At 69.4% G+C, this 11,193-nt stretch carries 9 protein-coding genes; 6 read left to right on the forward strand and 3 right to left on the reverse strand.

Annotated features, from left to right (window positions below; translation table 11 throughout):
- The first annotated feature begins 13 nt into the window (after nt 1-13).
- Nucleotides 14-421 carry a DUF4189 domain-containing protein gene (locus ACFW3F_RS21310; RefSeq protein ID WP_388060961.1) on the forward strand — a complete coding sequence of 136 codons (408 nt, stop codon included), beginning with the start codon at nt 14-16 and terminating at the stop codon, nt 419-421.
- A gap of 21 nt (nt 422-442) precedes the next feature.
- On the opposite strand, the gene ACFW3F_RS21315 is transcribed toward ACFW3F_RS21310, so the two are convergent.
- From ACFW3F_RS21315 to clpS, 3 genes are all read right to left on the reverse strand, one after another.
- Nucleotides 443-1,543: a P1 family peptidase gene (locus ACFW3F_RS21315; protein WP_388060963.1), complete on the reverse strand. Its 1,101-nt coding sequence runs from the start codon at nt 1,541-1,543 to the stop codon at nt 443-445.
- Nucleotides 1,544-1,607: 64 nt separating this feature from the next.
- Entirely contained in the window at nt 1,608-2,183 is a 576-nt protein-coding gene (locus ACFW3F_RS21320; protein WP_388060965.1) for a DUF2017 domain-containing protein, read from the reverse strand.
- 42 nt (nt 2,184-2,225) lie between these two features.
- Nucleotides 2,226-2,549 (reverse strand): ATP-dependent Clp protease adapter ClpS, encoded by a 324-nt coding sequence (clpS, locus tag ACFW3F_RS21325; RefSeq protein ID WP_388060967.1) that lies wholly within the window; start codon nt 2,547-2,549, stop codon nt 2,226-2,228.
- 19 nt (nt 2,550-2,568) lie between these two features.
- Between clpS and ACFW3F_RS21330 the strand changes: the two genes are divergently transcribed.
- The 5 genes from ACFW3F_RS21330 (at nt 2,569) to glgB (ending at nt 11,175) form a co-directional block, all read left to right on the forward strand.
- Nucleotides 2,569-3,873 (forward strand): nicotinate phosphoribosyltransferase, encoded by a 1,305-nt coding sequence (locus ACFW3F_RS21330; protein WP_388060969.1) that lies wholly within the window; start codon nt 2,569-2,571, stop codon nt 3,871-3,873.
- Between the two features lie 65 nt (nt 3,874-3,938).
- A complete protein-coding gene (locus ACFW3F_RS21335) occupies nt 3,939-4,550 on the forward strand; it encodes an isochorismatase family protein (protein WP_388060971.1) in 612 nt (203 codons plus the stop codon).
- A 152-nt stretch (nt 4,551-4,702) separates the two neighbouring features.
- Nucleotides 4,703-6,781 carry an ATP-dependent DNA helicase gene (locus ACFW3F_RS21340; RefSeq protein WP_388060973.1) on the forward strand — a complete coding sequence of 693 codons (2,079 nt, stop codon included), beginning with the start codon at nt 4,703-4,705 and terminating at the stop codon, nt 6,779-6,781.
- A 163-nt stretch (nt 6,782-6,944) separates the two neighbouring features.
- Nucleotides 6,945-8,945, forward strand: a complete 2,001-nt coding sequence (locus ACFW3F_RS21345; RefSeq protein ID WP_388060975.1) for a maltotransferase domain-containing protein — start codon at nt 6,945-6,947, stop codon at nt 8,943-8,945.
- 7 nt (nt 8,946-8,952) lie between these two features.
- Nucleotides 8,953-11,175 (forward strand): 1,4-alpha-glucan branching protein GlgB, encoded by a 2,223-nt coding sequence (gene glgB, locus ACFW3F_RS21350; protein ID WP_388060977.1) that lies wholly within the window; start codon nt 8,953-8,955, stop codon nt 11,173-11,175.
- Nucleotides 11,176-11,193: the final 18 nt, after the last annotated feature.

The following is an 11,193-nucleotide window of genomic DNA, read 5'->3' on the forward strand; positions in this document are numbered from 1 at the left end:
CCGAGGAGCTTCCGTGAGTGTTTCCCGCCCGGGCCTTGCCCGACGTGTCACCGTTCTCGCCGCGTCCGTGGCGGCGACCGCCGCCGCCCTCGTCGGCACCGCTATCGCCGACCCGGCACCGGCACACGCGAACTACGACTACTACGGCGCGCTGGCCCTCTCGCCGTCGACCGGTTCGGTCGGCCGCGCCCTCGACTACGGCTCGTACGCCGCGGCGTCGGCTGCCGCGACGCGGGTGTGCCCGGCCGCCGACTGCCGGGTCGTCGCCCAGTTCGTCAACGGGTGCGGCGCGATCGCCTCGTCACCGAGCTATTGGGGATACGGCACCGGATCACGGCTCTACACCGCCCAGGCCGCCGCGCTCTACTACGCCGGTGGTGGCTCCATCTACTACTGGGGCTGCACCAGCGGACACGGCTGACGACGACACCCGGCCGCGCGGTCAGCGGAACGCGGACGGCGCCGCCTGGGCGTAGGTGGGGATCGATGCGATCGGTTCTGCCGCGAGGACCGCGTCGACGATCGCCCGCCCGACGACATCGGCCGCGACCCGGCACACCTCGGCGACCACGGCGACGTCGGCGTGCATGCCCGCCGGCGACGGCACCGGTGCGGCGGGCCGGACCGCGCCGGTGGCGATACCGAAGATGGTGTCCCCGTCCAGCGGTGAGTGCGCGGGGCGGATCGCCCGCCCGAGGCCGTCGTGTCCGGCCATCGCCAGCCGCTTGGTCATCGGGGCGTCGAGGACGGCATCGGTCGCCACGACACCGATCGTCGTGTTGAGCACGGTGTGCTTCGCGGCCAGGTCGGCGAGCCGGTCGATGTCGGCGGCCGACGGTCGGGACAACCCGAGCCCGGTGAGTTCGTCGTCACCCAGATCCCATGGCAGCCCGGTCTGCGGGTCGATGACCGCCCCGACCGGGTTCGCGACCATGAGTGCGCCGACGGTGATCCCGGCCGCGGGTCCGGCGTCGATCGTCACCGACGCGGTCCCGACCCCACCCTTCAGCGCTCCCGCGCGGGCGCCGACACCCGCACCGACGCACCCGACGCCGAAGTCGGCGTGTGCGGCTCGGACCGCCTCCGCCCCGAATTCCGCGTCGGGCCTGCGGTCCCAGCCACCGACGGGCAGGTCGAAGATCACCGCGGCTGGGACGATCGGCACCACGTGCCCCCGGTCATCGAGCGGCAGTCCGACCCCGTCGGCCTCGAGGGCTCGCATGGCCCCGTCGGCGGCGGCCAGACCGTAGGCACTACCTCCGCTCAGCACGATGGCGTGTGCGGTCTGCACGGTGGTGGACGGGTCGAGCAGATCGGTCTCGCGGGTACCGGGTCCGCCACCGCGGACGTCCACCGCGGCGATCGCACCGGGCGCCGACACCCGCACCACCGTGGTCCCGGTCGCCCACCCGTGACCATCGGGGGCCTCGGGTGAACCGGCCACCCGCGCGTCGGCGTCGACGCGATGGGCGTGCCCGACGGTGATGCCGGCGATGTCGGTGATGCGATTGCCGGCCCGGGCCGGTCGTCCGGAAGTGCTCACGAAACCCCTGACGTCGATACGGACAAAGCCCCCGAACGGAACTACCCGAACACGAGCCTAGTGGTCACATCAGGGCTTCGACGAGGAGATCCTGCATCACCGTCAGCCAGTGGTAGACGTCGAGATGGGCCGCGTGCGGATGATCCGGCGGCAGCTGATCGGGGGTGTCCTCGGAGATACCGAGCATCGCACCGAGTGCCAGGCGGACGTCGTTGAGTGCGGTGAGCCAGGCCGAGGCCTCCTCGGGAGTGAGGACGAGGTCTCCGCCCCCCTCCGGGAGGGTGTCCAGGAGCACCTGCGCCGCACCGAGTTTGGCATCGATGATCTTCGGTTCGTGCACACTGCGCAGCGCGGAGTTCAGCTTGCCGTTGACGACCTCGGCGGAGAGCTCGTCGTCCTGATCGGGCCGGTGGAAATCCGGGAGCAGACGACCCAGGGTGACGTCGTCGGGCGCCTCCGGGTGACCGACGCGGATACCGGTGAGCTTCGCGAGATCGTCGTCGGGTGCGGAGTCGGCTCGTTCGGTGAGCAATTCACACATCGACGTGACCATCGATGCGAGCAGTTCTGCCTCGTGCGCGTCGAGCTGCGATGCGATCCGCACCGTCTCGCCGCGCCCCTTGCGTTTCCAGGTTCGCACGCGTTCAGTGTGCCCGGGTCGGACGCGCAGCGGACCGGCCGGTCACGAATCCCGCTGCATCGTCGCCCACAGTCCGGCGGCGTGCAGCTTCGCGACGTCGGTCTCGACCTTCTCGCGGTCGCCGGAGGACACCACGGCCTTGCCCTCTGTGTGAACCTGCATCATCAGTTCATTCGCGTGGGACTCCGAGTAGCCGAAGATCTTCTGGAAGACGAAGGTGACGTACCGCATCAGATTGACCGGGTCGTCCCACACGATCGTCATCCAGGGCTTGTCGAGTCCCGCCGCGCCGTCGGCGACCTCTGGTTCGGCAACCGCCGTACCGCCGGGGGTAGCCTCGTGCGCACGAGTTTCGTCAGGCGCCATAGGGACAGGGTAAGCGATTGTGAGCATCGACAACACCGCGCTGCTGACCGATCAGTACGAACTGACGATGGTCGCGGCAGCGCTGCGCCAGCCGGTTGCGCACCGCCAGTGCGTGTTCGAGGTCTTCGCGCGTCGCCTCCCCGACGGCCGTCGCTACGGCGTCGTGGCCGGCACCGGGCGCGTACTCGACGAGCTCGCTGCCTTCCGGTTCGGCGACGAGGAGATCGCCGTCGTCGAGCGATTCCTCGATCCTGACACGGTGGCCTGGCTGCGGGACTACCGCTTCTCCGGTGACATCGACGGCTACCGCGAGGGTGAGCTCTACTTCCCCGGGTCGCCGATCCTGACCGTCCGTGCGACCTTCGCCGAGGGCGTCCTGCTCGAGACCCTGATCCTGTCGATCCTCAACCATGACAGTGCCATCGCCTCGGCCGCGGCACGCATGGTCAGCGCGGCCGGATCGCGGCCGATCATCGAGATGGGCTCGCGACGCACCCATGAGCGCGCGGCCGTTGCCAGTGCGCGCGCCGCCTACATCGCGGGCGTCGCCGCCACCTCGAACCTCGAGGCCGCGCGCCGCTTCGGGGTACCCAGCGCCGGCACCGCCGCCCACGCCTTCACCCTCGGCTTCACCGGACCCGACGGGCCCGACGAGAAGGCCGCGTTCGCCGCGCAGATCGAGGCGCTCGGCGTCGGCACCACGCTGCTGGTCGACACCTACGACATCACTCAGGGCGTCCGCAACGCCATCGAGGTGGCCGGTCCCGAACTGGGTGCCGTGCGGATCGACTCCGGCGACCTCGGGGTACTGGCCCGGCAGGTCCGCGCACAGCTCGACGACCTCGGGGCGACGCAGACGAAGATCGTGGTGTCCGGAGATCTCGACGAGTACGCGATCGCCTCGCTGCGCGCCGAGCCGGTCGACACCTACGGGGTCGGGACGTCGCTCGTGACCGGCAGCGGGGCCCCGACGGCGGGGATGGTCTACAAACTCGTCGAGGTGGGCGGCCTCCCGGTGGCCAAAAGAGCGAGCCACAAGGAGTCGCGCGGCGGCGCCAAGTCGGCCGTACGCGCCGCCCGGTCCAGCGGCACGATCGTCGAGGAGATCGTCTACCGCGCCGACGGAACCCGGCCCGCGCCGGAGGGCCTCGGCGTACGAGACCTGCAGATCCCGCTCGTCCGCGGCGGAACGCCCGTCGCGTCGTTGCCGTCGCTCACCGATGCCCGCGCACACCTCGCGGCCGGCCTGGTCAGCTTGCCGTGGGAGGGTCTGGGCCTGTCCCATGGAGATCCCGCGGTGCCGACCCGATACGAACTCGGCTGACCGAACCATCCGAACCCATCGGGGCAAGCGATCGGCGACGAACCCCGGACCCCCAGGAGGAACCGATGACCCCTGAACGCAGCGACGGCACCCGCCCCGCCGACGCGCTGATCGTCGTCGACGTGCAGAACGACTTCTGTGAGGGAGGCTCCCTCGGCGTGAACGGTGGTGCCGCGGTCGCACGGGCGGTCACGTCGATCCTCGACGAGTACCGGACGGTCGTCGCCACCCGCGACTTCCACATCGACCCGGGTGACCACTTCTCCGACGACCCCGACTACGTCGACACCTGGCCGCCGCACTGCCGCGTGGGCACCGACGGTGTCGGGTTCCACCGCGAGTTCGACGCGGCCGCCGCACACGAGATCTTCTCCAAGGGCGAGTACAGCGCCGCGTACTCCGGCTTCGAGGGGGCGGCCGAGGACGGTTCCACCCTCGCCGCGTGGTTGCGTGAGCGAAAGGTGAAATCGGTCGACATCGTCGGCATCGCCACCGACCACTGTGTCCGCGCCACCGCGCTCGACGCGGTGGCGGCGGGGTTCGCCACCCGGGTCCTGCTCAACTTCACGGCAGGCGTCGCGCCGGAGACGACGTCGACGGCACTGTCGACGCTGCGGGAGGCGGGTGTCGAGCTGGTGGGCGACCTGCTGTACGACGGGTCGAGTCGAGCGGGGTAGCCCCGTGCGCCGCGATCTCGACCGCGACCACGACCACGACCACGACCACGACCACGACCGAGGGAACCGACCGGCGCCGCGATACGTCTAAACCATCCGTACCCGCACGCGACACCACCGCGATACCAGCAAGGACAACCGGAACCAACCTCATGCCCAACACACCCCCGGTGACCGACCTGCTCGACGAGGCGGTCACCGCTCTCGGCGGACGTCGCCGCGACGGCCAGGTCGCGATGGCCTCCGCGGTCGCGCACGCCATCGACACCGGTGAGCATCTCGCCGTCCAGGCCGGTACCGGTACCGGCAAGTCGCTGGCGTACCTGGTGCCGGCCATCCGGCACGCCGTCGAGAGCGGCCGGACCGTCGTGGTGTCCACCGCGACGATCGCCCTGCAACGACAGCTCATCGAACGCGATCTCCCCCGCCTGGCCAAGGCGCTGAAGAAACCGGTCGGCCGCGAGCCCACCTTCGCGATCCTGAAGGGGCGCGGAAACTATCTGTGCCTGAACAAGATCCACTCCGGTACGGCTGACGAACCGGACACCGAGCTGTTCGACCCCTTCGAGCTGTCACGGACCGGCCGGGAGGTGACGCGCCTGCGGGAGTGGAGCAGCGACACCGAGACCGGCGACCGGGACGACCTCGTCCCGGGTGTGTCCGACCGGTCGTGGCGACAGGTCAGCGTCACCGCCCGGGAGTGCCTGGGCGCGGCCAACTGCTCCTACGGCGAGGACTGCTTCGCCGAACAGTCGCGCCGGCGGTCCGGCAAGGTCGACGTCGTGGTCACCAATCACGCGCTACTGGCCATCAACGCGACGAGCCCGGCGAACGTCCTGCCCGAACACGACGTCGTCGTCATCGACGAGGCCCACGAGCTCGTCGACCGGATGACCTCGGTGGCCACCGACGAGCTGTCGGCGGCCTCGGTGGCGCTCGTCGCGCGCCGCTGCGGGAAACTCGTCGACGAGGAGACCGCCGACGCCCTGCTCGGCGCGGGCGAGCAGCTCGGCGAGCTGCTCGAGGGAGCACCGATGCGTCAGTGGACCGGTCTGCCGTCCGACGCCACCGCCGTGCTGGTGATGCTCCGGGATCGGTTGTGGCAGACACGGACCGCCATCGGCCCCGCACGGATGGCCGGCGCCGACGACGGCGCTGCGGCCGCACGGTCGGCTGCCCTGACCTCTCTCGAGGACATGCACGACACCGTCGTCCGCATTCTCGGCGCATTCGACGAACCCGACGAGGCCAAGCGACGCGACGTCGTGTGGGCGTCGCTGGACACCTCGCGTCGCGGGACCGAGCCTCGGCCTATCCTGCACATCGCGCCGCTCTCGGTCGGCGGCCTGCTGCGGGCCTCACTGTTCGCCGATGCCACGGTCATCCTGACGTCGGCGACCCTCACCATCGGTGGTTCCTTCGACGCCCTCGCCGCGACGTGGGGACTCCCCGCGTCGGGGCGCGGGACCGATCGTCCGGTGACCGACGAGGCGAACGTCTCCGACGTCACCGCGAGCGGCAAGGCGGTCCCCTCGGATTCGGGTTCGGCCCGCTGGACCGGCCTCGATGCCGGTTCGCCCTTCGACTATCCGCGGTCGGCGATCCTCTACGTCGCCCGCCATCTCCCCCGCCCGGACCGCTCGGGCATCTCGTCGCGGACGATGGACGAGATCGCCGAGCTCGTGAACGCGGCCGGCGGTCGCACGCTCGGCCTGTTCTCCTCGATGCGTGCCGCGCGCGAAGCCGCCGACGCGATCCGTGACCGCACCGCTCATCCGGTGCTGTGTCAGGGCGACGACACCACCTCCACCCTCGTCCGGCGGTTCGCCGATGATCCCGCGACCTGCCTGTTCGGCACGCTGTCGCTGTGGCAGGGGGTCGATGTCCCCGGCCCGTCGCTGAGCCTGGTGCTCATCGACCGCATCCCCTTCCCGCGTCCCGATGACCCGCTGCTGACAGCCCGGCAGCGGGCGGTCGACGCTCGCGGCGGCAACGGGTTCCTCTCGGTGGCGGCCAACCACGCGGCCCTGCTCCTCGCCCAGGGTGCCGGGCGGCTGTTGCGTTCGGTCGAGGACCGCGGCGTCGTCGCAGTCCTCGACTCCCGCTTGGCGACGGCCGGCTACGGCGGCTATCTGCTCGCATCGTTGCCCCCGATGTGGCGCACCACCGATCCCGCGGTGGTCCGTTCGGCGCTGGCCCGGTTGACCGATCCCGCGCGTTCGGTCGGTTGACCTCGTCCGACCCGGCGCCGCCGGGCCGGACCGACACGACGCGCGATCCATGACAAGACAATCCCGTCCGCGGGGCACTAGGTTGGGAACCGGTGATACCAACGAAGGCGAGACCGACAGCGCACCCCGGCCAGTCACGGGAGCTGACGACAGGAGGCTCCACGTGATCGGGCGCATGGGTATCGACGACATCGCACCCCTTGTGTCAGCGGGTCAGCAGCCGGCGAAAGCCGTTGTGGGAGAATACTTCCCGGTCAGCACCACCGCCTGGCGAGAAGGCCACGACGCCCTGGGGGTCACCTTGCACGTCGAGGCTCCCCGACGCGAGGCGTTCGACGTCCGGATGGCCCCCGCCCCGGAGCCGGACACCTTCAACGCGGCTTTCGTGCCCGACGCCGTCGGATTCTGGTCCTACCGCATCGAGGCCTGGAGCGACCCGTACGCCACGTGGCGCTCGGCCGTCATCAAGAAACTCGACGCCGGGCAGGGTGCCGCCGATCTCGCCAACGACATCGAGATCGGCGCGCAGGTGCTCGACACCGCCGCCGAGCTCGTGTCCGGCGAGGACCGCGAACTCCTGCTCGACGCCGCCCGTCAGCTCCGCGCGCGCCGGCGCCGTGTCGAGAACCGCGTGGGTCTGGCCATCTCCGACGAGGTGGTCGAGGTGCTCACCGCGCACCCCGTCCGTGAACTCGTCACCAAGAGCCGTACCTACCGGGTGTGGGTCGACCGCACCCGGGCGCTCTTCGGCTCGTGGTACGAACTGTTCCCGCGTTCGACCGGTGGCTGGGACGGTGAGGGCAACCCCGTCCACGGCACGTTCCTCACCGCCGCCCAGGATCTGCCGCGCGTCGCGGACATGGGGTTCGACGTCGTCTACCTCCCGCCGATCCACCCGATCGGGGAGGTCAACCGCAAGGGCCCGAACAACACGCTCGTCGCGGGTCCCGACGATGTCGGTTCGCCGTGGGCCATCGGGTCCGTGGACGGCGGTCACGACGCGATCCATCCCCTGCTCGGTACCGAGGACGACTTCGAGTACTTCGTCGGCCGGGCCCGTGAACTCGGTCTCGAGGTCGCGCTCGATCTCGCACTGCAGTGCGCGCCGGATCATCCCTGGGCGCTCGAGCACCCCGAGTGGTTCACCACCCAGCCCGACGGCACGATCGCATACGCGGAGAACCCGCCGAAGAAGTACCAGGACATCTACCCGCTGAACTTCGACAACGACCGCAACGGCATCTACCGCGCGGTCCTGAAGGTCGTTCTGCACTGGGTCGGGCTCGGCGTCGACATCTTCCGCGTCGACAACCCGCATACCAAGCCGCCGAACTTCTGGGAGTGGCTGATCAGCGAGGTGAAGAAGCGGCACCCCGACGTGCTGTTCCTCTCCGAGTCGTTCACCCGGCCCGCGCGACTCTACGGTCTGGCCCGGCTCGGCTTCAGCCAGTCCTACACCTACTTCACCTGGAAGACGCTGAAGTGGGAGCTCGAACAGTTCGGCCGGGAGATCGCCGACCACGCCGACGAGGCCCGCCCGAATCTGTTCGTCAACACACCCGACATCCTGCATGCGAGCCTGCAGCACGGCGGGCCGGGCATGTTCGCCCTCCGAGCCGCCCTCGCTGCCACCCTCGCCCCGACGTGGGGCGTCTACAGCGGCTACGAACTGTACGAGCACGTCGCCGTCACCGAGGGCAGCGAGGAGTATCTGAACTCGGAGAAGTACGAGCTGCGGCCGCGCGACTACAAGGCGGCCGCGAGCCGGGGCGAGTCGCTCGAGCCCTGGATCACCTCCCTCAACGAGATCCGCCGGCGCCACCCCGCGCTGCAGCAGCTGCGCAACATCCACTTCCACCACGTCGACAACCCGTCGCTGATCGCCTACTCGAAGATCGACCCGGTCTCGGGCGACCGCGTCGTGGTGGTGATCAACCTGAACCCGTTCGGTGCCGAGGACTCCACGGTCTGGCTCGACCTGCCGAAACTCGGGTTCGAGTGGTACGACCACTTTCCCGTCCGAGATGAGGTCTCCGGCGAGGAGTACTGGTGGGGCCAGGACAACTACGTCCGGCTCGAGCCCTGGCGGGCGGTCGCGCACATCCTCGCCCTGCCGCCTCTGAACCCTGTTGTCGCACAGCAACTCGCCCACCGGATCCAGTGAGGTATTCGTGACCGATCGCACCGATCCGCCTGACCTGCCGGACCCGAACGCCACCGACCACGACCTCCGGCGGCTCGCCGCGCAGACCCACCCGGATCCGCACGCGTTCCTCGGTGCCCATGACGCGCCCGGCGGCACCACCATCCTGCGTACGCTGCGCCCGAATGCGATCTCGGTGTCTGCGGTGATCGGCGGCGACGATCATCCGATGACCCGCCAGACCGACGACCTGTGGGTGGTCACCGTCCCGATGGCCGACCTCATGGACTACCGCTACCGCGTCGTCTACCCCGATCCCGCGGGCGACACCTCGGAGTTCGTCGTCGCCGACGGTTACCGGTTCCTGCCGAGCCTGGGCGAGGTCGACATCCACCTGTTCAGTGAAGGACGCCACGAGGCGTTGTGGAACGCACTGGGTGCGCGGGTGACGTCGTACACGACCACCGACGGCGAGGTACACGGCACCGCCTTCTCGGTGTGGGCGCCGAATGCCCACGGCGTCACCGTGATCGGCGACTTCGACGACTGGACCGGGCGGTTTGCCCCGATGCGCAAGGTCGGGGTCAGCGGCGTGTGGGAGGTCTTCGTCCCCGACGTAGGCGACGGCACCCACTACAAGTTCCGCGTCCACGGCGCCGACGGCGTCATCCGCGACAAGGCCGATCCCATGGCCTTCCGCACCAGCGCGCCGCCTGCCACCTCGTCCCGGGTCACCGTGTCCGAACATGTGTGGGCCGACGACGCCTGGATCGCGCGCCGGGAGCAGTCCGCGCCCGAACGCGAACCGATGAGCGTCTACGAGGTCCACCTCGCATCGTGGCGCCAGGGACTCGACTATCGCGAGCTCGCCCACCAGCTGGCCGAGTACGCCGTCGAGAAGGGCTTCACCCACGTCGAATTCCTACCGGTGGCCGAGCACCCGTTCGGCGGCTCGTGGGGTTATCAGGTGACGTCCTATTACGCCCCGACGGCACGGTTCGGCACGCCCGACGACTTCCGCTACCTCGTCGACCACCTCCACTCCCGCGACATCGCCGTCCTCGTCGACTGGGTCCCGGCCCACTTCCCCAAGGACGACTGGGCGCTCGCACGCTTCGACGGCACACCGTTGTACGAGCACGCCGATCCGATGCGCGGCGAGCAACTCGACTGGGGCACCTACGTCTTCGACTTCGGCCGGCACGAGGTCCGCAACTTCCTGGTCGCCAATGCGCTGTACTGGTTCAGCGAGTTCCACATCGACGGTCTGCGGGTCGACGCCGTGGCCTCGATGCTCTACCTGGACTATTCGCGGCCGGCCGGTCAGTGGCGTCCCAACATCCACGGCGGGCGCGAGAACCTGGAGGCGGTGCAGTTCCTCCAGGAGACGAATGCGACTGTCCACAAGCACTTTCCGGGCGTGATCACGGTCGCCGAGGAGTCCACCGCGTGGCCCGGCGTGACACGCATGACCGATCTCGGTGGGCTCGGTTTCAGTTTCAAATGGAACATGGGCTGGATGCACGACACCCTCGACTACCTGTCACGCGACCAGATCCATCGCAGCTTCCACCATCACGAGATCACCTTCTCGCTGGTGTACGCGTGGAGCGAGAACTTCGTGCTGCCTCTCTCCCATGACGAGGTCGTACACGGCAAGGGCACGCTGTGGTCGCGGATGCCGGGCGATTCGTTCGCCAAGGCCGCGGGTGTACGCGTCTACCTCGCGTACATGTGGTCCCATCCCGGCAAGCAGTTGCTGTTCATGGGACAGGAGTTCGGGCAGACCGGTGAATGGGCCGACAATCGCAGCCTCGACTGGCATCAGCTCGAGGGCTGGGAGGGCGAGCTGCACTCCGGCATCTCGGCTCTGGTCACCGACCTGAACCGGATCTACCGCTCCTCACCCGCGCTGTACAGCCAGGACATCGACCCGCTCGGATATGAGTGGATCGACGCCAACGACACTGCCAACAACGTGATCAGCTTCCTGCGGTATGGCACCGACGGCTCGGTCGTCGCGTGCCTGTTCAACCTCAGCGGGGCCGATCGCGCCGACTATCAGGTCGGACTCCCGTCGGCGGGTGTCTGGGACGAGATCCTCAACACCGACGCCGACACCTACAGCGGTGCGGGACGCGGAAACATGGGTTCGGTGTCCGCCGACGGACCGTCGTATCACGGACGTCCCGTGTCGGCGCGGGTCATGCTGCCGGCGAACTCGGCGATCTGGCTGGTGCCGCGGGACTAGCCCGCGGCCCCGCCCACT

The sequence above is a fragment of the Gordonia sp. NPDC058843 genome (assembly GCF_042743165.1).
Classification (GTDB): Bacteria; Actinomycetota; Actinomycetes; order Mycobacteriales; family Mycobacteriaceae; genus Gordonia.